This window comes from Burkholderia sp. Bp9012, assembly GCF_003853825.1.
Taxonomy (GTDB): domain Bacteria; phylum Pseudomonadota; class Gammaproteobacteria; order Burkholderiales; family Burkholderiaceae; genus Burkholderia; species Burkholderia diffusa.
Map to the genome: position 1 here is coordinate 259,357 of NZ_QTQA01000003.1, position 20,100 is coordinate 279,456.

The 20,100-nt window shown below is 66.8% G+C and carries 22 protein-coding genes and 1 tRNA gene; 13 read left to right on the top strand and 10 right to left on the bottom strand.

Annotation, left to right across the window (positions count from 1 at the left end):
* Positions 1 to 187 precede the first annotated feature (187 nt).
* The 8 genes from DIE11_RS05355 to DIE11_RS05385 all read left to right on the top strand — a co-directional run bounded on the left by DIE11_RS05355 (position 188) and on the right by DIE11_RS05385 (position 5,539).
* On the top strand, positions 188 to 2,077 hold the full coding sequence (locus tag DIE11_RS05355; RefSeq protein WP_124622039.1) for a sigma-54-dependent Fis family transcriptional regulator: 1,890 nt from the start codon (positions 188 to 190) through the stop codon (positions 2,075 to 2,077).
* 104 nt (positions 2,078 to 2,181) lie between these two features.
* A complete protein-coding gene (locus DIE11_RS05360; RefSeq protein WP_059527056.1) occupies positions 2,182 to 2,484 on the top strand; it encodes a 2Fe-2S iron-sulfur cluster-binding protein in 303 nt (100 codons plus the stop codon).
* A 56-nt stretch (positions 2,485 to 2,540) separates the two neighbouring features.
* On the top strand, positions 2,541 to 3,035 hold the full coding sequence (locus DIE11_RS05365; protein WP_124622041.1) for an SRPBCC family protein: 495 nt from the start codon (positions 2,541 to 2,543) through the stop codon (positions 3,033 to 3,035).
* A 104-nt stretch (positions 3,036 to 3,139) separates the two neighbouring features.
* Entirely contained in the window at positions 3,140 to 3,517 is a 378-nt protein-coding gene (locus DIE11_RS05370; protein WP_124622043.1) for a DUF2946 domain-containing protein, read from the top strand.
* A 226-nt stretch (positions 3,518 to 3,743) separates the two neighbouring features.
* A complete protein-coding gene (gene copC, locus DIE11_RS05375) occupies positions 3,744 to 4,109 on the top strand; it encodes a copper homeostasis periplasmic binding protein CopC (RefSeq protein WP_124622044.1) in 366 nt (121 codons plus the stop codon).
* A 52-nt stretch (positions 4,110 to 4,161) separates the two neighbouring features.
* Positions 4,162 to 4,608 (top strand): copper chaperone PCu(A)C, encoded by a 447-nt coding sequence (locus DIE11_RS05380; RefSeq protein WP_059600194.1) that lies wholly within the window; start codon positions 4,162 to 4,164, stop codon positions 4,606 to 4,608.
* Positions 4,609 to 4,640: 32 nt separating this feature from the next.
* The gene (locus tag DIE11_RS36215; protein WP_170296371.1) at positions 4,641 to 4,817 is read left to right on the top strand and encodes a hypothetical protein; all 177 of its coding nucleotides are present in this window, start codon (positions 4,641 to 4,643) and stop codon (positions 4,815 to 4,817) included.
* Positions 4,818 to 4,909: 92 nt separating this feature from the next.
* Positions 4,910 to 5,539: a LysE family translocator gene (locus DIE11_RS05385; RefSeq protein WP_124622046.1), complete on the top strand. Its 630-nt coding sequence runs from the start codon at positions 4,910 to 4,912 to the stop codon at positions 5,537 to 5,539.
* Between the two features lie 44 nt (positions 5,540 to 5,583).
* Here the strand turns inward: DIE11_RS05385 and DIE11_RS05390 are convergent, their stop codons facing one another.
* Positions 5,584 to 6,906 carry a leucine-rich repeat-containing protein kinase family protein gene (locus DIE11_RS05390; RefSeq protein WP_124622048.1) on the bottom strand — a complete coding sequence of 441 codons (1,323 nt, stop codon included), beginning with the start codon at positions 6,904 to 6,906 and terminating at the stop codon, positions 5,584 to 5,586.
* 141 nt (positions 6,907 to 7,047) lie between these two features.
* Here DIE11_RS05390 and DIE11_RS05395 point away from each other — a divergent pair.
* Positions 7,048 to 7,132 (top strand) — tRNA-Leu (locus DIE11_RS05395).
* A gap of 172 nt (positions 7,133 to 7,304) precedes the next feature.
* Here DIE11_RS05395 and DIE11_RS05400 read toward each other — a convergent pair.
* Positions 7,305 to 8,189 carry a LysR family transcriptional regulator gene (locus DIE11_RS05400; RefSeq protein WP_185633725.1) on the bottom strand — a complete coding sequence of 295 codons (885 nt, stop codon included), beginning with the start codon at positions 8,187 to 8,189 and terminating at the stop codon, positions 7,305 to 7,307.
* 78 nt (positions 8,190 to 8,267) lie between these two features.
* Here DIE11_RS05400 and DIE11_RS05405 point away from each other — a divergent pair, with 78 nt between their 5' ends.
* Complete coding sequence (locus DIE11_RS05405; RefSeq protein ID WP_124622052.1) at positions 8,268 to 9,569, top strand: aspartate aminotransferase family protein; 1,302 nt, start codon at positions 8,268 to 8,270, stop codon at positions 9,567 to 9,569.
* A gap of 84 nt (positions 9,570 to 9,653) precedes the next feature.
* Here the strand turns inward: DIE11_RS05405 and DIE11_RS05410 are convergent, their stop codons facing one another.
* Positions 9,654 to 10,403, bottom strand: a complete 750-nt coding sequence (locus tag DIE11_RS05410; protein ID WP_124622054.1) for an SDR family oxidoreductase — start codon at positions 10,401 to 10,403, stop codon at positions 9,654 to 9,656.
* 41 nt (positions 10,404 to 10,444) lie between these two features.
* Between DIE11_RS05410 and DIE11_RS05415 the strand changes: the two genes are divergently transcribed.
* The 3 genes from DIE11_RS05415 to DIE11_RS05425 all read left to right on the top strand — a co-directional run bounded on the left by DIE11_RS05415 (position 10,445) and on the right by DIE11_RS05425 (position 12,886).
* On the top strand, positions 10,445 to 11,422 hold the full coding sequence (locus DIE11_RS05415) for an AraC family transcriptional regulator (RefSeq protein WP_124622056.1): 978 nt from the start codon (positions 10,445 to 10,447) through the stop codon (positions 11,420 to 11,422).
* Positions 11,423 to 11,576: 154 nt separating this feature from the next.
* The gene (locus DIE11_RS05420) at positions 11,577 to 12,434 is read left to right on the top strand and encodes an AraC family transcriptional regulator (RefSeq protein WP_124622057.1); all 858 of its coding nucleotides are present in this window, start codon (positions 11,577 to 11,579) and stop codon (positions 12,432 to 12,434) included.
* A 44-nt stretch (positions 12,435 to 12,478) separates the two neighbouring features.
* Entirely contained in the window at positions 12,479 to 12,886 is a 408-nt protein-coding gene (locus DIE11_RS05425) for a DUF2000 family protein (protein ID WP_124622059.1), read from the top strand.
* Between the two features lie 148 nt (positions 12,887 to 13,034).
* Here DIE11_RS05425 and DIE11_RS05430 read toward each other — a convergent pair whose 3' ends face one another.
* From DIE11_RS05430 to DIE11_RS05465, 7 genes are all read right to left on the bottom strand, one after another.
* The gene (locus DIE11_RS05430; protein ID WP_006484776.1) at positions 13,035 to 13,736 is read right to left on the bottom strand and encodes an ABC transporter ATP-binding protein; all 702 of its coding nucleotides are present in this window, start codon (positions 13,734 to 13,736) and stop codon (positions 13,035 to 13,037) included.
* The gene (gene livG / locus DIE11_RS05435; protein WP_059600203.1) at positions 13,736 to 14,509 is read right to left on the bottom strand and encodes a high-affinity branched-chain amino acid ABC transporter ATP-binding protein LivG; all 774 of its coding nucleotides are present in this window, start codon (positions 14,507 to 14,509) and stop codon (positions 13,736 to 13,738) included. The genes DIE11_RS05430 and livG overlap by 1 nt, the downstream gene beginning before the upstream one ends.
* On the bottom strand, positions 14,506 to 15,777 hold the full coding sequence (locus tag DIE11_RS05440; protein WP_059447699.1) for a high-affinity branched-chain amino acid ABC transporter permease LivM: 1,272 nt from the start codon (positions 15,775 to 15,777) through the stop codon (positions 14,506 to 14,508). The genes livG and DIE11_RS05440 overlap by 4 nt, the downstream gene beginning before the upstream one ends.
* 11 nt (positions 15,778 to 15,788) lie before the next feature.
* Positions 15,789 to 16,715: a high-affinity branched-chain amino acid ABC transporter permease LivH gene (gene livH, locus DIE11_RS05445; protein ID WP_124622061.1), complete on the bottom strand. Its 927-nt coding sequence runs from the start codon at positions 16,713 to 16,715 to the stop codon at positions 15,789 to 15,791.
* Positions 16,716 to 16,889: 174 nt separating this feature from the next.
* A complete protein-coding gene (locus tag DIE11_RS05450; protein WP_059534285.1) occupies positions 16,890 to 18,008 on the bottom strand; it encodes a branched-chain amino acid ABC transporter substrate-binding protein in 1,119 nt (372 codons plus the stop codon).
* Positions 18,009 to 18,730: 722 nt separating this feature from the next.
* The gene (locus DIE11_RS36220; RefSeq protein ID WP_185633726.1) at positions 18,731 to 19,192 is read right to left on the bottom strand and encodes a hypothetical protein; all 462 of its coding nucleotides are present in this window, start codon (positions 19,190 to 19,192) and stop codon (positions 18,731 to 18,733) included.
* Positions 19,193 to 19,555: 363 nt separating this feature from the next.
* A complete protein-coding gene (locus DIE11_RS05465) occupies positions 19,556 to 20,065 on the bottom strand; it encodes an OmpA family protein (RefSeq protein ID WP_124622066.1) in 510 nt (169 codons plus the stop codon).
* Positions 20,066 to 20,100 lie beyond the last annotated feature (35 nt).

Genomic DNA, 20,100 nt, shown 5'->3' on the forward strand with positions numbered 1-20,100 from the left:
CGCTTAAAAGCAAGGGGTTTTTGTACGCAGTCGCACAACGCGTGCGGCGCTTGTATGATGAGGCGATATCGATAGCGGCGGCCCGGGTGGCGGATGGTGCGGCGCAAAGCGTCAAGGCGGGGCGACCGCGAAGCATGGAGCCCCAGTAAGCGCTGAAGCGCCAACTGGGGCCGACAGGAGACAAGACATGCCTCAATCTTTCGTGCTGCCCGCCACCGCGGGCCGCAACGACCTGCTCGCGCAGGCGCATGCCCGTTCGACCGCGATCGGCCTGCGCGCCAACGAGCAACCCGATTTCTCGCCGCTGTCGCGGCTCGCGCTGCGCGAACTGCTCGACACGAACCATGCATTGTTCGCACACGCGCGCCCGGTGATGGAGAACCTCCACGCGCAGATCGCCGACACGCAAAGCCTCGTGCTGCTCACCGACGCCGACGGCGTGATCCTGCACAGCATCGGCGACGCGGACTTCATCGAAAAGGCGAACCGCGTCGCGCTGTGCACCGGCGTGTCGTGGGCCGAAGGCGCACGCGGCACCAATGCGATCGGCACCGCGCTCGCATCGGGCCAGGCGGTCGCCGTGCACGGGTCCGAGCACTTCCTGCGCGCGAACCATATCCTCACCTGCTCGTGTGCGCCGATCATCGACTCGTTCGGCCGCACGCTCGGCACGCTCGACGTGAGCGGCGATCCGCGCGGCTTCAGCTCCCATACGCTCGCGCTCGTGCGGATGTCCGCGCAGCTGATCGAGAACCATCTGTTCGCGAACCAGTGCGCGGAAGCACTGCGGCTGCGCTTCCACGCCCACGAGGACTGCGTCGACTCGCTGTTCGCCGGCCTCGTCGCATTCGGCCCCGACGGCGGGCTGATCGCCGCGAACCGCAGCGCGCAATTCCAGCTCGGCGCGACCTTCGATGCGTTGCAGCATCAAGGCTGCGATGCGCTGTTCGGCATGCGCTTCGGCCAGCTCGCGCAGCAGGCAGCCCGGGCACCCGGCGCACCGTTCAGCCTCACGCTGTCGACCGGCGTGCGCGTGCTTGCACGCTGCGAATTCGCGGAAGCGCACAAGACGGCCGTCGCCGTCACGCCGCCCGCGCCCGCCGTGCGCATGCGGGCTCCGGACCCCGACGCGATCACGTTCGCGACGCTCGACACCGGCGATGCGCGGATGGCCGCCGTGCTCGAACGCGTCGCGAAGATTCGTGGACGCGATCTGCCGTTGCTGATCCTCGGCCAGACCGGCACCGGCAAGGAATGGCTCGCGCGTGCGCTGCACCAGGCCTCGCCGCGCGCGGACGGCCCGTTCGTCGCGGTCAACTGCGCGGCACTGCCGGATTCGCTGATCGAGGCCGAACTGTTCGGTTACGAGGACGGCGCCTTCACCGGTGCGCGCAAGCGCGGCAGCCCCGGCAAGATCGCGCAGGCCGACGGCGGCACGCTGTTTCTCGACGAAATCGGCGACATGCCGCTCGCGCAGCAGGTCAGGCTCATGCGCGTGCTGCAGGAGCGCGCGGTGATGCCGCTCGGCGGCGCACGCGCGGTGCCGGTCGACGTGCGCGTGGTCTGCGCGACCCACCGCGACCTGCGTGCGATGATCGCCGAAGGCACGTTCCGCGAAGACCTGTTCTACCGGATCAACGGGCTCGCGGTCACACTGCCGCCGCTCGCCGCGCGCACCGACCTGCCGGCACTGGTCGAGCGGATCCTCGCGCGGCTCGGTCGCAGCGAGCCGATGCCGAGCCGCCTCGCGACCGACGTGCTCGACGCGTTCATGCGGCACCGCTGGCCCGGCAACCTGCGGCAAATGACCAACGTGCTGCGCACGGCCGGCATGCTCGCCGAAGACGAAGCCGAAATCACGCTCGCGCACCTGCCCGACGATTTCTGGCTCGACTGCGACGACACACCGGCGGCACAGGCCGCACCGGCCGACACGCGCGAAGCGACGACACTGCAGAGCCACCAGGCCGCGGTGATCGACGCGGTGCTCGCGCGGCACGGCGGCAACGTATCGGCAGCCGCGCGGGAGCTTGGGCTCGCGCGCAATACAGTGTACCGCTACCTGCGCCGACACTGACGTCCCGCGCCGGCTGCCCGACGGGCGCCGGCCGCGCCGCCTTCGGGTATGCTTGTCGGTTGCCTTGCCTTGTCTTGCCGCCGCGCCGGCACCCGCTTCGCCCCATGACCGATCCCGACCACCCGCCCCTCGTACGCATCGAGCCGCTCGGCGCGACGTTCGACGCCCCCGATTCGCTGACGCTGCTCGAGGCCGCCGCGTTCGCGCACGTCAGGCTGCCGCGCTCGTGCCGCAACGGCACGTGCCGAAGCTGCCTGTGCAGGATCGTCAGCGGCAGCGTACGCTATACGATCGAATGGCCGGGTCTGAGCCGCGAGGAAAAGGCCGACGGCTATACGCTGCCGTGCGTGGCCGTAGCGACCTCGGATGTCGTGCTCGACGTGCCCGACGCGGTGATGATCGACTGAACGCGGCGAGCGCGCGTGCGCCGTCCCGCGGCAAGGATGCCCGCCTGGAGAACGTGATGACCCAGTCCACCGATCGCATCGAGAAACAAGCCTTGCTCACCGCGCCGCTGGCGCGCGTCTGGGAAGCCGTCAGCAATGCCGGGGAATTCGGCATCTGGTTCGGCGTGACGTTCGACGGGCCGTTCGTCGCCGACCGGCCGCTGTTCGGCCGCATCACGCCGACGCGCGTCGACGACGACGTCGCCCGGGCACAGGAGCCGTATGCCGGCACCGTGTTCGAGATCGTCGTCGATCGCGTCGAGCCGATGCACCGATTCTCCTTTCGCTGGCACCCGTTCGCGATCGATCCGAACTTCGATTACGCGTCCGAGCCGATGACGCTCGTCACGTTCTCACTCGCCGAAGCGAACGGCGGCACGCTGCTGACGATCACCGAAACGGGCTTCGACCAGTTGATCGAAGCGCGCCGCGCAAAGGCTCGCGAGATGAACGATCAAGGCTGGGCCGCGCAGATGACGCTGATCACGAAATATCTCGCGAAGCACGCGTAAGCGTGCCGCGCGTCATGCCCGGTATCCGCGTGCCCGCATGCCCTCGCGGCGGGTGCGTGGCATAATCCGCTCCATCGCCGTTCATACCCCGCCCCGCGCATCGCATGCTGAGCCGTCGTTTCCGGAAGATCGTCAGTCTGATCGGGATGCTCGCCATCCTGATGACAACGCTCGCGCCGACGATCTCGCAGGCGCTGACGACGCAAGACCGCGTCGACTCGCTCCTTGCCGGTTACTGCACGGCCGGGCCAGCGGGCGGCAACCATGCCGGCGATGCGTCGTCGAAAAGCCTGCAGGCCCACCTGCAGGCTTGCGGCTATTGCAGCCTGCTCTCCCATACACCCGCCCTGCCCGCGCCCGAACTGACGTTCGCGGCCAACTTCCACCCGCGCGAGCATCGCGAAGCAACCCGCTTCGAAAGCCTGCGCCGCACGCTGCCGCTCACGGCCGCGCAACCACGCGCCCCGCCGTTCGCGTCCTGATTCGTCGTCACCGCGCGTGATGCCCTCGCGCATCACGCCGTGAGCACGCGCGCCGCGCGTGCATGCCGTGTCACGTTTCGAAGGACGATCTCATGTTCGACCGTATTGCTCGAGGCATCGTGCCGTGCGTGCGCTCGCCCGCCTCCGGTGGCCACGCGTGCACGCACGCGCGACCATTCGTCGAATGCATCGTTCTCCTTGTCATTTCCAACCGGATCATCCCGTCATGAAAACCACTGCTTTCATTCGCGGCGCACTCGTCGCGCTCGGCTTCGTCGTCGCACAGGCCGCTCACGCGCACGCACACCCGAAAAACCTGGACCCGGCCGCCGACGCCACGCTGTCGAGCGCGCCGCACGCGGTCACGATCGACTTCAGCGAAACGCTCGAACCCGCATTCAGTTCGATCGCCGTCACCGACAGCCATGGACAGTCGGTCGTCGACGGGAAAGCTGCCATCGACGCCGGCAACCGGAAGCGGATGCATGTGGAGCTGGCGAACCTGACGCCGGGCACGTACACGGTCGCTTGGGTTGCAGTGGCGACCGACGGGCATCGCACGCAGGGCCACTACACGTTCACGCTGAAGTAACGCACACGATGCCCGCGCGGCGATCTTCCCCACCCGATCAGGAACACACTCGATGAAACGCTCGATTCCGACCAGCCTGCTGTTTGCACTGCTGGCGCTGCAGGCGCCCGCCACGTTCGCCGCATCGGCCGTCCAGGCCGATGCCTGCTGGATCCGCACAATGCCGGCGACGGTGCCGTCGTCCGGTTATTTCACGCTGAAGAACGACGGCGACAAGCCCGTCACGCTCACGGGCATCGATACGCCCGCGTTCGGGATGGCGATGATGCACGAAACGCAAACGGCCGGCAGCACCGCGAAAATGGTTCACGTCGAAGCGGTCGACGTGCCCGCGCACGGCACGGTGACGTTCAGGCCGAAGGGCTATCACGTGATGCTGGAGGAACCGCGCCAGCCCGTCGCGCCCGGCGCGAAGGTACCGCTGCGGCTGCATTTCGCCGACGGCGCGACGGTGTCCGTGACCTGCGACGCGAAGGCGCCCTCCTACACCGGCCAGTAACGCCGCAACCGCATCGACCGAAGGAGACGCACATGAGCAAGGAACGCGTGCCGCTGGCCAGCCTGATCGTCCGCTACCGGACGCCGCTGAACGTCGCCGTGTTGATCGCCTGCGGGTTATGGGCGGCGTGGATCGCGTGGATGACGCGGCCTTCGGCGATCGATTCGCCGTCGTCGATCGCCGCATACTGCGTGCGCGACACACGCTGACGCGCCGCGCCGGTTCCGGCGGCGGTCCGCGTCATTTTGGCGTGGCATCATCGCTTCATCCCGACCGCCGGAACCCCCTCCCGGAGCAACGCATGTCCATTCAGACCTGGATGCTGTTTGCCGCCGCCTATCTCGCGACGACGCTGTCGCCGGGCCCCAACGTGCTGCTCGTCATCCGCAACACGGTGCGCTACGGCTCGCGCGGTACCGCCGCGACGATCGCGGGCAACCTCGTCGCACAAGGCGCGGTGGTCATGCTCGTCGCGCTCGGCGTCGGCGCGGTGCTGGCCGCGATGCCACCGCTATTCATCGCGATGAAGGTCGTCGGCGCCGCGTACCTGATGTTTCTGGGCATCCGGCAACTGCGCGGCGACCGCAACGCACGCTCGCCCGACGGCCGGGCCGAGATCGTCGAGCCCGACCGCAGGAAGCTGTTCCGCGAAGCGCTGTTCGTGTCGGGCAGCAATCCGAAGACGATGATCTTCCTGTCGGCGTTCATGCCGCAGTTCGTCGCACACGGTCGCCCGCTCGCGATGCAGTTCGTCGTGATGTATGTGACGATCGCATGCACCGTCGTCGTCGTGCACAGCGTCTATTCGTTCGGCGTGCGCCGGCTCCATCGTGGTATCGGCGTCAGCCCGTGGGTACGCGCGGCCAAGCGCGCCAGCGGGCTGCTGTTCGTTGGCCTCGGGATCAAGCTGCTGACCGCACGGCAGGCGTAAGCGTCCGCACGGCGACGGCCGGCGCCGCGGCGTGATCGGAACCGTCAGTCCTTGACGGCCAGCGTGGCCGCAATCTCGCCGAACGATGGCCGTGCGTCGATCTCCTCGTTCAGGCAGGCGGCGGCCAGCGCGTCGAGTACGTGCGAACCTTCCCACGCACGCGGCTCGCATCGCGCCAGCAACTCGCCGAGCAGATGGCCGAACGCCCTGACTTCCAGCCGTTCGAGCCGCGCCGCGCGCACGCGGTCGTTCACGTCGTAGACCGACGCCGCGCCGAAATCGCCGAGCAGCGCGCCGCCCTTGCCGTCGTGCAGGATGTTGTGCGCGTACAGGTCGCCGTGCATGATGCCGCGCGCGTGCAGATGCGCTGCAACCGACGCGATGCCGAGCGCGATCCGCGATGCCTCGGCCGGCGCGAATCGCTCATCGGCCGCATAGACGTCGCGCGTGCAAGACGCAAAGCTCGGCGGCTCGGCGAGGTTCGTCAGCGCCGGATCGACCAGTTCCATCACGAGGCCGTGCGTGCCGTCCGGATGGCCGCGCACCTTGCCGATCACCGGAATCATGTTCGGGTGACGCCCGGCGTGCAGGCACGCGGCCATTTCGCAATCGGGCAGCCCGTCGCTCGTCACGGCCCCCTTGAACAGCTTGACCGCGACCGCGCGCGGCGCTTGGCCGTCCACCCGCCACTGCGCGCGATAAATGACACCCGATGCGCCTTCGCCGAGCTTCCGATCGAGGGCGAGCGACGTCCAGTCGATATCCGCGACGCCCGGCTCGGCCGAAGCCGCCGCTTCCGGCGCGGTGCCGAACGGATTGCCCGCGGACGCGAGCCACGCGAGACGCGGCAGACGCAGCAACCAGTCGGGCAGTTCGTCCAGCCGGTTCGCCGACAGCCGCACCAGTTCGAGCGCACGGCACGCGGCCATTTCGGGCGGCAACGCGCGCAGCCGGTTGCCCGCGAGCATCAGCTTCTGCAAGCGCGAGCAGTCGCCGATCTCGGCGGGTAGCGCGCCGATTTCGTTGTCGGTCAGGATCAGCCAGCGCAGCGCGCGCGGCAGCGATCCGCGCGGCACCGTGCGGATCCGGTTCGCCTTGAAGCCGATCATGTCGAGCTGGGCGCATGTGCCGAGCACCTCGGGAAATTCGGTGAAGCGATTGCCGGACGCGAACAGGATGCGCAGGCGATGCAGCCGCGACAGGTCGTCCGGCAGCGCCGACAGCGCATTGCCGGACAGGTCGAGCACTTCGAGCGTGTCGGCCAGATCGAAGATTTCGCGCGGAAATTCGGTCAGCCCGCACGCGAGCTTGAGTTGCCGGGCGCCCGACAGCTGGCCGGCCTGCAGTTGTTCGAGGGTGGTGGTCACGGGGAGAAAGCGGATGGCAGTAGCGATGGTCGTCGGACCGATCGTCCGAATTCTACCGGGATCGCTTTCACGCATCCGCTCGCCGTGTCACACCCTCTTCACAAACGCGCGATGTAACGCTACAATTCGGCCCCTTGCAGTGCCGACGTGGTGAAATTGGTAGACACGCTATCTTGAGGGGGTAGTGGCGAAAGCTGTGCGAGTTCGAGTCTCGCCGTCGGCACCAAATACGGTTTTTCCGTGTTTCGTGCATTTGCAAAACCCGCGACAGCGCATGGCTTCGCGGGTTTTTTTATTGCTTCGGCGATGCGGAACGAAGCACTCGGTCAGATGGACGGCAAACGTCGATGTCTCGAATCCCGCGTCGATGCCTGCGTTTCCGGCGCGACGACTTCGCGTCACAGCATCGGCAACACGGCCCGAATATGCTCGGCGAACGCCGCCGTCAGATGCGACGGCCGTTTCCGGTCGAACCTCAGCGTAATGCCCACCGCCGGCAACGGCGGCAACCGCGGATCGCCGTTGACGATCGCCAGGTCGGCCGGCACGGCCGTCTGCGTCATCACCGCGAACGCCTGCCCCGAGCGCACCAGCGCGATCAGCCCCGCGAGACTGCTGCTCGCATACGCGACGCGGTAATCGCGACCGGCGCGATGCAACGCGTCGCAGGCCGCGATGTGATCGAGCGTATCGGGATCGGACAGCGCGAGCGGCAGCGGATCGAAATGCGCGGGCTCCAGCCCCGGATAGCCGATCCAGACCAGTTGCTCGCGACGAATGATGTCGTCGTTCGCCCCGTCGTCCGGCAATGAAATCATCGCGAGATCGACCGCGCGCTTCTCGAGCTGTTCGAGCAGCCGCGGCGTCGGCCCGCATACGATTTCGACGATCGCCTGCGGATGCTGGCTCGAAAACTGCCGCAGCAGCGGCGGCAGAAACACCTCCGCGTAATCGTCCGGGCACCCGAACCGGATCGTCCCCGTCAACCCCGTGCCGCACAGGTCGGCCATTGCCTCGTCGTGCTGCCGCAGGATGCGCTGCGCATGCACGAGCAGCCGCTCGCCGGGGTGCGTCAGCACCACGCCGCGGCCGGTGCGCTGGAACAGCGGCTGGTCGACGATATCCTCGAGCCGCTTCATCTGCTGGCTGAGCGCGGACTGCGTCCGGCCGACGCGCGCGGCCGCGCGGCTGAGCGCGCGCACCTCGGCGATCACGACGAACGAACGCAGCAGGTCGATTTCGAGCGAGCGTCCCAAGGTATTAGCTCCCTTTCTACCTTGCATAAGCACTATTCGTTTCCATCAAACCAGACGCGCGCCTAGACTGCAAGCGATCCCTGCCCCCTTGCCCGGAGAAGCCCGATGTCCCTGAACGACGACGCAACCTTCTGGCGCAACGCCAGGCAGCACCTGGTCCGCTACGGCGGCACGTTCGAGCCGATGATCATCGAGCGCGCGAAGGGCAGCTTCGTCTATGACGCCGACGGCCGCGCGATCCTCGATTTCACGTCGGGGCAGATGAGCGCGGTGCTCGGCCACTGCCATCCGGAGATCGTCTCCGTCATCGGCGAATACGCGGGCAAGCTCGATCACCTGTTCAGCGGAATGCTGTCGCGGCCCGTCGTCGACCTCGCGACGCGCCTCGCCGACATCACGCCGCCCGGGCTCGACCGCGCGCTGCTGCTCAGCACCGGCGCGGAATCGAACGAAGCGGCGATCCGGATGGCGAAGCTCGTCACCGGCAAGTACGAGATCGTCGGCTTCGCGCAGTCGTGGCACGGGATGACGGGCGCGGCCGCATCGGCCACGTACAGCGCGGGCCGCAAGGGTGTCGGCCCGGCCGCCGTCGGCTCGTTCGCGATTCCGGCGCCATTCACGTACCGGCCGCGCTTCGAGCGCAACGGCGCGTACGACTATCTTGCCGAACTCGACTACGCGTTCGACCTGATCGACCGCCAGTCGAGCGGCAACCTCGCGGCATTCATCGCGGAGCCGATCCTCAGTTCGGGCGGGATCATCGAACTGCCGGACGGCTATATGGCGGCGCTCAAGCGCAAGTGCGAGGCGCGCGGGATGCTGCTGATCCTCGACGAGGCGCAGACGGGCGTCGGACGCACCGGCACGATGTTCGCGTGCCAGCGCGACGGCGTGACGCCCGACATCCTGACGCTGTCGAAAACGCTCGGCGCCGGGCTGCCGCTCGCGGCCATCGTGACGTCCGCGGCGATCGAGGAACGCGCGCACGAACTCGGCTACCTGTTCTATACGACGCACGTGTCGGATCCGCTACCCGCGGCCGTCGGCCTGCGCGTGCTCGACGTGGTGCAGCGCGACGGGCTCGTCGCACGCGCGAACGTGATGGGCGACCGGCTCAGGCGCGGCCTGCTCGACCTGATGGAGCGATTCGACTGCATCGGCGACGTGCGCGGGCGCGGGCTGCTGCTCGGCGTCGAGATCGTCAAGGATCGCCGCACGAAAGAGCCGGCGGACGGCCTCGGCGCGAAGATCACGCGCGAGTGCATGAACCTCGGGCTCAGCATGAACATCGTGCAGTTGCCCGGCATGGGCGGCGTGTTCCGGATCGCGCCGCCGCTGACGGTCAGCGAGGACGAGATCGATCTCGGCTTGTCGCTGCTCGGTCAGGCGATCGAACGCGCGCTGTAACGCCGCCGCCCGGTAACGCCCTTCTCCGCATCGTGCGATTCGTCGTGCCGGTTCGAGCGACCGGCGCGACGGATTCCCGATCGATCAGCGCGTTTCGGCCGCCCACGCTTCGGCATCGGCACCGGCCGGAATGCGCATCGGGCTCGACGGGTCCGTCGCCGCGCGCCACACGGCGTCGGCAACATCCTGCGCATGGGTGATCGGCCCCGACGCATCGAGCATCCTCGCGACGGCCTTTCCGGCGAACTCCGCATACGCCTCGTGTTCGAAGCCATGCATGTGCGCACGCGCGTTGTCGCCGAAACGCGTGTCGGGTGCACGGCCCGGCAGCACGAGATGCGCGCGCACGCCGAACGGTTCGAGTTCGACCGCCATCGATTCGGTGAACGCATTGACCGCCGCCTTGCTGGCCCGGTACGCGCCGACCAGCGGCAACACCTTCAGCGTGACGCTCGACGTGACGTTCACGATCACGCCGGCCCCACGCCGGCGAAACTGCGGCAGCACGGCCTGCGTCACCGCAATCGTGCCGATCGTGTTGGTTTCGAACAGCGCACGCACCGTGTCGAGCGGCGTGAGCTCGGCCGGCGCGGCCGCGCCGAAGCCTGCGTTATTGACGAGCACGTCGATCGGGCCGGCCGCGTCGATGGCGGCGCGGATGCTGTCCACGTTCGTCACGTCGAGCGCCAGCACGCGCAGGCGTTCCGACGGCGGCAGCACGTCCTCGCGCGGTGTGCGCATCGTCGCGACGACCTGCCAGTCGCGGGCCAGGAAATGGCGGGCAATCTCGAGGCCGAAGCCGGAGGAACAGCCGGTGATCAGTACGGTCTTCATGCGAACTCCTGGGATGTGTTGGGCATGTGTCCGTACGATAGATGGCCGGACCCGTATTCGCTACAATCGAAAATCCGATTTTCTTTTGCGAGAGTCCGGCGATGATCGACCCGTTGACCGAAGTCGTGACGCTGCTGCAACCAGGCGCGCGGTACTCCAAGTCGGTTCACGGCGCGAGCCCGTGGTCGATCAACCGCACGGTCGCCGGCGAGCCGTTCTATTGCGCGATCCTCGACGGCGGGTGCCGGATCGCCATCGACGGGCACGCGCCGATCGAGCTGCTACCCGGCGATTTCGTGCTGATTCCGGCGGCCTACGGCGTCGCGATGTCCAGCCTCGAACCGCCGCCGCCGGGCGTCGAAACCGGGCCGCCGGTCGCACTCGACAACGGCGAATACCGGATCGGCGATCCGGGCAACCCAATCGACACGCGGATGATGGCCGGCAACTGCAGCTTCGGTTCGCCGGACGCAGCGCTGCTGGTGTCGCTGCTGCCGCAATTCGTGCACGTGCGCGGCGAACCGCGGCTGACCACGCTCGTGCAACTGGTGCGCGACGAATCGCGCGCGCAGCGGCCCGCTCGCGAGATCGTGCTGGCGCGCCTGCTGGAAGTGCTGCTGATCGAGGCATTGCGGTTCACGACCGAAACGAACGCGTCGCCCGGCCTCGTGCGCGGGCTCGCCGACAATCGACTGGCAGCCGCGATCCGTGGCATGCACGCGCGCCCCGCCTATCCGTGGACGGTCGTCGAACTCGCGAAGGAAGCGGCGCTGTCGCGCTCGACGTTCTTCGAACGCTTCAGCCGCGCGGTCGGCGTCGCGCCGATGGAATACCTGCTCACGTGGCGCATGGCGCTCGCGAAGGACCTGCTCCGCCGCAACGAAGGCCGCATCGCCGAAATCGCGGGGCGTGTGGGCTACAGTTCCGCGAGCACCTTCAGCGTCGCGTTCACGCGGCATGTCGGGCGGCCGCCGGCGCAATATGCGCGTGACGAGCAGGCGGTGACGAGCGAAGCATGAACCGCGCATGCACGCCACGCCGCGTGTCGCGACACGCGCCGGGATCCCGCTCCGCTTCTCGCCCGATTGCCGGACGAACGGCCCGCGTTTGCCACCGGCATCACGCGATCTGCGTACACTGCCCGACACGCAACAACGACGCGCGAGGCATTCGATGACGACAGCGGCAAAGGACATCGGCACGACCGACCACTGGCTCGTCGCGCGCCGCGATCAGGAAACCGGCATCGAAAGCCTGCACGCGCATTTCAACGGCCATGCGTACGATGCACACGATCACGACGACATGCTGGTCGGCTTCACCGAACAAGGCGTGCAGCAATTCCAGTGCCGCCGGTCGCTGCATACGAGCGTGCCCGGCCGCGCGATCCTGATCGAGCCGGGCGCGATGCACGACGGCCATGCGCCCGAAGCCGGCGGCTTCACCTACGGCATGCTGTACCTGCCGCAAGCATGGGTCGAGCGCGCGGCGCGCCGGCTGAATCTTCCCGGCATGGGTGGCGTCGAGGCCGCTTTCGGCAATACGCTGGTCGACGATCCCACGCTCGTCGACACGATCCGGCAAGCGTTTCTGGCGATCCACGGCAACGAAGGCAGGCTCGCGCGCGACCAGACGCTCGACCGCCTGCTGACGCGGCTCGGCGGCGAACTGCGCGGCCCGCTCGCGCTGGAAAGCGGTGTCGTGCCGCCCGCGATCGCGCGCGTGCGCGATCTGCTGCATGCGCAGATGGACGGCAACATCGGGCTCGACGAACTCGCCAGCGTCGCCGGGATCGACCGGTTCCGGCTGACCCGGCTGTTTCAGCGCGCGTTCGGCACGTCGCCGCACGCGTATCTGGTGCGCTTGCGGCTGCGCGCCGCGCGCCGGCTGCTGGCGATCGGCCGCACGCCCGCTCAGGTCGCGGCCGATGTCGGCTTCGCCGACCAGAGCCACCTGGGCCGCTGGTTCCGCCGCGCGTACCGGATCACGCCGGCCGCGTACCGGCAAATGTGCACAAACGTTCCAGACTGATCGCACGCGGCATCCGATCATGAGTGCCCCAATGAGGAGCAAGCATGTTCGATACGAAAGTGGCACTGATCGTGCGCGACGATCTCGCGGCGTGGCAGAAACTCAACGTGGTCGCGTTTCTCGCGACGGGCGTCGCGGCCGGCGCGCCCGACGCGCTCGGCGAACCGTACGAGGATGCGGCGGGCAACCGCTACGGCCGCATGTTCGGCCAGCCGATGCTGGTATTCGCGGCCGACCTGAACGGCCTGCAGGCCGCGCACCGGCATGCGCTGTCGCGCGACGTGAGGATCGTGCCGTACGTGCGCGCGATGTTTTCGACCGGGCACGATGCGGCCAACCGCGCAGTGTTTCGCGCCGAGGATGCGGAGAATCTGGATCTGGTCGGTCTGGCGTTGCACGGGCCGAAGAAGGCCGTGGACAAGGCGGTGAAAGGGCTCGCGTTGCACGCGTAAGCGGGTCGTGCAACGTCGTCGTTTTCGTTCGATTCGCGTTTGGGCCCATGTCGCCGAATCTGCGACGAATGACGCAAATCCGGCGACATTCTTCTTGCAAGATGATGGGCTGCGCCGCCGGCCCGTTGCAGGCCGGCGGCTTTCCCCATCAACCGCCGAGATACGCCTGCTTGATGCGGTCGTTCGCGAGCAGGTTCGCGCCCGTGTCCGCCAGCACCACACGCCCCGTTTCGAGCACGTAGCCGCGATCGGCCACGCCCAGCGCCTTGTTCGCGTTCTGCTCGACCAGGAACACCGTGACGCCCTCGTCGCGAATCGTCCGGATGATGTCGAAGATCTGCGCGATCACGAGCGGCGCGAGGCCGAGCGTCGGCTCGTCGAGCAGCAGCAAGCGCGGCTTGCTCATCAGCGCACGGCCGATCGCCAGCATCTGCTGCTCGCCGCCCGACATCGTGCCGGCCCGCTGCGCCGCGCGCTCCTTCAGGCGCGGAAACAGCTTGAACACATGCTCGATGCCGTCGTCGATTTCATGACGGCTCGCGAAGAACCCGCCCATCTTCAGGTTCTCGAGCACCGTCAGGCTCGGGAACACGCGCCGCCCTTCGGGCGAGATCGCCATCCCCTGCCGCATGATCTGGTGCGTCGACATCGCTGTGATGTCGTTGCCCTCGAACAGCACGCGGCCCGACGATGCGCGCGGCGTGCCGCACACGGTCATCATCAGCGTCGTCTTGCCGGCGCCGTTGCTGCCGATCAGCGTGACGATCTCGCCCTTGTTCACCTCGATCGACACGCCCGCGAGCGCCTCGACCGCGCCGTAGTGCGTATGGACCTGTTCCAGCTTCAGCATCACTCTTCCCCCAGATACGCCTTGATCACGCGCGGGTCGTTGCGGACCGCTTCCGGCGTGCCGATCACGATCGGCCGGCCGTGCTCCATCACGAGGATGCGGTCCGACACGCCCATCACGAGGCTCATGTCGTGTTCGATCAGCAGCACCGATACGCCGAACTCGTGGCGCAGCTTGTCGATCAGATGCTGCAACTCGATCTTCTCCTGCGGGTTGAGACCGGCCGCCGGCTCGTCCAGCATCAACAGACGCGGCTCGGTGATCATGCAGCGCGCGATCTCGAGACGCCGCTGGTGCCCGTACGACAGCGTGCCCGCCTGCCGGTTGGCGACCGACGTCAGCCCCATCCGGTCGAGCCATACGGCCGCGCGTTCGAGCGCTTCCTTCTCGGCGCGGCGATACGCGGGCGTCGCGAACAGGCCGTGCAGCATCCCCGACTTCACCTTGCGATGCTGCGCGACGAGCAGGTTCTCGACGACCGTGAGCGACTTGAACAGGCGGATGTTCTGGAACGTGCGCACCAGGCCCTTCAATGCGATCTTGTGGCTCGGCAGCCCGGCGATCGCGTGGCCGTCGAGCACGACGTCGCCGCCGGTCGGCTTGTAGAAACCGCCGACGCAGTTGAACACCGTGGTCTTGCCCGCGCCGTTCGGCCCGATGATCGCGAACACCTCGTTGCGGCGCACGTCGAAATCGATGCCGTCCACCGCGAGCAACCCGCCGAAGCGCATCTGCAGCCCGGCGACCTTCAACAGTTCTGCATTCGCGCTCATTGCGGCAGCTCCACGTGGGGACGGCTCGCGGGCAGCAGGCCCTGCGGACGCCACATCATCATCAACACCATCACCAGACCGAAGATCAGCATCCGGTACTCGGCGAACCCGCGCGCGACTTCCGGCAGCACGGTCAGCAGGATCGCCGCGAGAATCACGCCGAGCTGCGAACCCATCCCGCCGAGCACGACGATCGCGAGGATCAGCGCCGATTCGATGAACGTGAACGATTCAGGATTCACGAGGCCCTGACGCGCGGCGAAGAACGCGCCGCCGATGCCCGCGAACGCCGCGCCGAGCGTGAACGCCGACAGCTTGATGCGCGTCGGGTTCAGCCCCAGCGAACGGCATGCGATCTCGTCGTCGCGCAGCGCTTCCCACGCACGCCCCATCGGCATGCGGATCAGGCGGCTCGTCACGAACAGCGTGAAGCCGACCAGTACCAGCGCGATCAGGTACAGGAAGATCACCATGTGCTCGCCGCTGTATTCCAGCCCGATCAGTTCATGGAAGGTCTTCGCGCCTTCGACGCTCGCCGAGCGCGCCATCTCGAAGCCGAACACCGTCGGCTTCGGAATGCTCGAGATGCCGTCCGGGCCACCCGTGAGGCTCGTCAGGTTGTTCGCGAGCAGGCGGATGATTTCGCCGAAGCCGAGCGTGACGATCGCGAGATAGTCGCCGCGCAGACGCAACACCGGGAAGCCGAGCAGGAAGCCGAACGTCGCCGAGGCGATCGCCGCAATCGGCAGGCACTCCCAGAACGACAGCCCGAAATACTGGTTCAGCATCGCGTAGGTATAGCCGCCGACCGCGTAGAACCCGACATAGCCGAGATCGAGCAGCCCCGCGAAACCGACCACGATGTTCAGCCCGAGGCCGAGGATCACGTAGATCAGCGCGAGCGTCGCGACGTCCACGGCGCCGCGCGAACCAAAGAACGGCCACACGAGCCCGACCGCGAGCAGCACCCAGATGATCGCGCGCTGCTGCTGCGCGCCCATCGCGGGCATCGCCGGCAGCTTCACCGCGGATTTCGCGCGCACGAGCCACGGCTTGAACAACTGGAACAGGAACACGGCCGCGACCGCGATCCACACCGGGCGCCAGTGCGGCGTGAGCACCACCTGATAGCCGTCGAGCTTCAACTGCAGGCCGAGCACCGGAATCGTGAGGATCGCCGTCAGCAGCGCGGCGGCCGCGGCATTCTTCAGCGCCTGGCCGATCGAGGCGTCGGCGGCCGGGCGGCGAACGGAAATGACTTGACTCATCTGCGTCTCCCTCAAACCTTTTCGATGTCCGACTTGCCGAGCAGGCCGGTCGGGCGGAAGAGCAGGATCAGCACGAGCAGGCCGAACGCGACGACGTCCTTGTACTCGGCCGGCATGTAGCCTGCGGCGAAGGTTTCGGCAAGGCCCAGCAGCACGCCGCCGAGCATCGCGCCCGGGATGCTGCCGATCCCGCCCAGCACCGCGGCGGTGAACGCCTTGATGCCCGCGACGAAGCCGATGTACGGATTCAGCTTGCCGATCGTCAGCCCGATCAGCACGCCGCCGACGGCCGCCAGCATCGCGCCGAGCACGAACGTGAACGAGATCACGCGGTTCGTGTCGATGCCGAGCAGGTTCGCCATCTTCATGTCTTCAGCGCATGCGCGGCAGGCACGGCCCATCCGCGAATGCGAGATGAACAGCGTCAGCGCGATCATCAGCACGATCGTCACGCAGACGATCAAGAGACGCGCATACGGAATCGTCACGTCGTAGTCGCCGCCGAGATGGATGTCGAACGCGCCCGAGATCAGGATCGGCACGGATACGTCGCGCGCGCCCTGGCCGATCTGCACGTAGTTCTGCAGGAAGATCGACATGCCGATCGCGGAGATCAGCGGCACGAGGCGCGGGCCGCCGCGCAGCGGCCGATACGCGACGCGCTCGACCGCGAAACCGTACAGACCGGTGACGATCACCGACACGATCAGTGCGGCGCCGAGCACGAGCGGCAGCGGATAGCCGGCGGAGATGCCGATGGCAGTCAGGGTCACGAGGCCCACGTACGCGCCGATCATGTAGATCTCGCCGTGGGCGAAGTTGATCATGCCGATGATGCCGTAGACCATCGAGTAGCCGATGGCGATCAGCGCATAGATCGCACCCAGCGTCAGGCCGTTGACCAGTTGCTGAGCGAATTGAGGAAAGAAGTCAGTCATGTGCGGGAAGCTCCCGTTGGCGCTGGGTCGCATGCCGTCGCCGGATCACGGCGTTCGGCCGCGCGCAACGCACGGTGTCGTCTCGGGCCGCCCGTTGGCCGTGCAACGGCCAAATGCGCACGCACCCTGCCCGGGTGACGGGCAGAGCGGGTGCGCGGGGCGGATACTCCGTTGTTACTTGGCGGCGGTCTTCGTCGCGTCCTTGTGCCACGTGTAGACGACGAACTTGAACGCCTTCAGGTCGCCCTGTGCGTCATACGCGACCTTGCCGATCGGCGTGTCGAACGTCGTCTTGTGCATGTACGCGGCCACCTTCGTCGGGTCGGTCGTCTTCGCGCCGGCAATTGCGTCGGCGATGATCTTCACCGCTGCGTACGACGGCATCTGGAACGGGCCGTTCGGGTCGCGCTTCTTGTCCGCGAAGGCCTTCACCAGCGCCGCGTTGGCCGGGTCGGCCGAGAAGTCGGCCGGCAGCGTGACCAGCATGCCTTCCGAAGCCGGGCCGGCGATCGCCGTCACGTCCTTGTTGCCCACGCCTTCAGGCCCCATGAACGTGGCCTTCACGCCCTGCTCGCGCGCCTGGCGCATCAGCAGGCCCATTTCCGGGTGGTAGCCGCCGAAGTAGACGAAATCGACGCCTTGCGACTTCAGCTTCGTGATGATCGCCGAGTAGTCCGAATCGCCGGCGTTGATGCCTTCGAACAGGACGACCGGAATCTTCGCGGCTTCGAGGTCCTTCTTCACCGACGACGCGATGCCCTGGCCGTACGACTGCTTGTCGTGCAGGACCGCGACCTTCTTCGGCTTCACGTTGTTGATGATGTAGTGCGCGGCGGCCGGGCCTTGCTGGTCGTCACGACCGATCGTGCGGAAGATGAAGTGACGCTTCTTGCCTTCCGTCAGTTGCGGCGCGGTGGCCGACGGCGTGACCATCACGATGCCTTCGTTTTCGTAGATGTCGGATGCGGGGATCGTCGAACCCGAGCACACGTGGCCGATCACGTACTTGATCTTCTGGCTGACGATCTTGTTGGCGACGGCGACGGCCTGCTTCGGTTCGCATGCGTCGTCCATCTGCACGACTTCGAACTTGTTGCCGCCCGCACCGCCGGCCGCGTTGATCTGTTCGATCGCGGTCAGCGCGCCGGCCTTCACCATGTCGCCGTACTGGGCGACCGAGCCGCTCATCGGACCAGCGATGGCGATCTTCACGGTTTCCGCTTGCGCGGCGGCGGCGCCGGCGGCGAACAGCACGGCGGCGGCGGAAATGGACGTAAGACGGGACAGCGTCATCTGGGAGCTCCTCGATGTTGTTTAGTCATACGGGCAAAGGCGGCATGACTTGCGCAATCGAACAGCACCCGGGGCGAGGACATGGGACACGCCCGAGACACATGAAGACGGACCTGCGGATGGATGTTGCGTAGCGGGGCCCGGCTCTTGCAGTCCCCAACGGGGACGTCTGGTTCGGAAAGACATCGTGATGCGTCTTGCATTGCGCAAGCGTTTCGCCTGCCCCGCTTGCCAAATCGCTAGTTCGGAGGGATGGTCCGACAGCCGTTGGCAAGGCAGTCGAAATTATATGGGGGTTTTTAAATCGTCTGTCAAAAATGCTGCTTCTATGAGGGAAAACACGGAGAAACTTGGCTCGCGCGAGGTGGCGATTCGGGAGCAACCGAGATGGGCCGAGAACGTTTGCGGTGGGTGCAATTGGGTTGCGATTTTGGGTGAGTTGGTGGGCAGATTCCTTGCCGGGTATGGGTTTCGGCGATTTGGTGTCACGCGTTTCCTGCTTCTTTGGATGCTTGGGGGCCGATCATCGAAGATCAATCAACTGATGATTGTGTCGGCGCGCACCGAGTGGGGACGATGTATCTGTGCTGTCAACCATTCTTTTTGCCGACATCGACCATCAAAACGAAAGCAGATTGTTATTTTCATGAAATAATTCGCGCTCGCTTCTGCAATCCAGCCAGCCTTCCTGCGAGTCGCCCCCTCCGCGATTCGCAGTTGCTTCAGGGCCGCTTCGACACCCACACGTCGCCGAGCCGCCAGCCAGTGATCTGCCGTTTTTTCTCGATACATGTCACCTGGTTCGGATCCCGATGAATCATCCTCTCCGTTTTTCTTCCGCCGCCGCGCTTGCTTGTGCGCTTTCCGTTTCCATTGCCGACGCTTCGGGCCGCGATTCGCTGGTCGATCGTCCGGGCACTGCCAACGTGTTTCGTTCGGAACGTCGGGCTGGGGCTGCGCATGATGCGCGTGCGGCGCTCACGACGCGGCGCGCGAAGTACGCGGCGCCGGTTGAACGCAGTCCGTTCGATACGCCTGATACGCGGCCGTTGCGGGTTTCGGGCGATACGCTCGAGCCGCAGCCTTCGGTCGAACGCGAGCCCGGCGATTCTGTATGGCCCTCGAATCGCGTCGCGCTCGGCGCGGGCGGCAGCGATAGCTTCGGTCGCGCGTTGCCACGACACGAACAGCGTGCGCTGAACTGGGATGAATATCTGAGGGCCAACGGGTCGCACGCGCCTGGCGGCAGGAATTCGTATGCGCCCACGCGACCTTTCGATGCCGCGCGCGGTCCGCACGGCGCGCCGAATCCGCACGATCCGTCAGTGCCGCAGCCGGAGACGCGGACGTTCTATGACAACGGCGCGGGTTCGCATTGCACGGCGACCGGCGGTGCGGGAACGTCGCGGTCGTCTTGCAATATTGCTTGGTGAGGCACGGGGCGATCGGCAGCGGCCTCACACAGCAAGTTGCGCAATCTCAGTCTGGTCACGCACGCAAAGCGCACGATACGCATCGCCAAACGGCGACATCGCGCTAAAGCCGCTTCACCTCGGCGAAACCACAATCGCCGCCCGCCGATTCTGCATTCTCCCGGCCGGCGTCCGGTTATCCCCCACCGGATCGCTCTTCCCCTTCCCCACGATCGCAATCCGCTTCCTGTCCAGCCCGACGTCCACAAGCTCGATCGCCACCACTTCCGCCCGCCGCCGGGACAACTCGAGATCGTAGGCAGCCTCCCCCTCCTCGTCGGAGTACCCGTACACCCGCACCCCGTTGATCCCCGCCGACCTCAACGTCCTGCCAATCCGCTCGACGATCCGCCTGACATCCGGCTTGAGGTTATACCGATCGAAATCGAACAGAATCGGCCCCGTCGACCCGAACTCGAACCCCTGCTGCGTCTCCTGGAACCCGGCCGACTTCAGCGCCGTGACCTGCGTCTGCGTGAGCCCCCGATGAAGCGGCGGCGTCTTGCATCCGCCAAGCAGCAGGCACAGAAGCACCGCGCTCGCGACGCACATTCGCCCAATGCTCACCGGCAACGAGTCATCCATGATCGCCCCCTTCGTACGCGCCCGCTTCGCGCGCG

Bases quoted from the DNA above. Each gene is read 5' to 3' on its own strand.
- DIE11_RS05355 (WP_124622039.1), top strand. From the start codon at position 188: ATGCCTCAATCTTTCGTGCTGCCCGCCACCGCGGGCCGCAACGACCTG.
- DIE11_RS05360 (WP_059527056.1), top strand. From the start codon at position 2,182: ATGACCGATCCCGACCACCCGCCCCTCGTACGCATCGAGCCGCTCGGC.
- DIE11_RS05365 (WP_124622041.1), top strand. From the start codon at position 2,541: ATGACCCAGTCCACCGATCGCATCGAGAAACAAGCCTTGCTCACCGCG.
- DIE11_RS05370 (WP_124622043.1), top strand. From the start codon at position 3,140: ATGCTGAGCCGTCGTTTCCGGAAGATCGTCAGTCTGATCGGGATGCTC.
- copC (WP_124622044.1), top strand. From the start codon at position 3,744: ATGAAAACCACTGCTTTCATTCGCGGCGCACTCGTCGCGCTCGGCTTC.
- DIE11_RS05380 (WP_059600194.1), top strand. From the start codon at position 4,162: ATGAAACGCTCGATTCCGACCAGCCTGCTGTTTGCACTGCTGGCGCTG.
- DIE11_RS36215 (WP_170296371.1), top strand. From the start codon at position 4,641: ATGAGCAAGGAACGCGTGCCGCTGGCCAGCCTGATCGTCCGCTACCGG.
- DIE11_RS05385 (WP_124622046.1), top strand. From the start codon at position 4,910: ATGTCCATTCAGACCTGGATGCTGTTTGCCGCCGCCTATCTCGCGACG.
- DIE11_RS05400 (WP_185633725.1), bottom strand. From the start codon at position 8,189: ATGCAAGGTAGAAAGGGAGCTAATACCTTGGGACGCTCGCTCGAAATC.
- DIE11_RS05405 (WP_124622052.1), top strand. From the start codon at position 8,268: ATGTCCCTGAACGACGACGCAACCTTCTGGCGCAACGCCAGGCAGCAC.
- DIE11_RS05410 (WP_124622054.1), bottom strand. From the start codon at position 10,403: ATGAAGACCGTACTGATCACCGGCTGTTCCTCCGGCTTCGGCCTCGAG.
- DIE11_RS05415 (WP_124622056.1), top strand. From the start codon at position 10,445: ATGGCCGGACCCGTATTCGCTACAATCGAAAATCCGATTTTCTTTTGC.
- DIE11_RS05420 (WP_124622057.1), top strand. From the start codon at position 11,577: ATGACGACAGCGGCAAAGGACATCGGCACGACCGACCACTGGCTCGTC.
- DIE11_RS05425 (WP_124622059.1), top strand. From the start codon at position 12,479: ATGTTCGATACGAAAGTGGCACTGATCGTGCGCGACGATCTCGCGGCG.
- DIE11_RS05430 (WP_006484776.1), bottom strand. From the start codon at position 13,736: ATGCTGAAGCTGGAACAGGTCCATACGCACTACGGCGCGGTCGAGGCG.
- livG (WP_059600203.1), bottom strand. From the start codon at position 14,509: ATGAGCGCGAATGCAGAACTGTTGAAGGTCGCCGGGCTGCAGATGCGC.
- DIE11_RS05440 (WP_059447699.1), bottom strand. From the start codon at position 15,777: ATGAGTCAAGTCATTTCCGTTCGCCGCCCGGCCGCCGACGCCTCGATC.
- livH (WP_124622061.1), bottom strand. From the start codon at position 16,715: ATGACTGACTTCTTTCCTCAATTCGCTCAGCAACTGGTCAACGGCCTG.
- DIE11_RS05450 (WP_059534285.1), bottom strand. From the start codon at position 18,008: ATGACGCTGTCCCGTCTTACGTCCATTTCCGCCGCCGCCGTGCTGTTC.
- DIE11_RS05465 (WP_124622066.1), bottom strand. From the start codon at position 20,065: ATGGATGACTCGTTGCCGGTGAGCATTGGGCGAATGTGCGTCGCGAGC.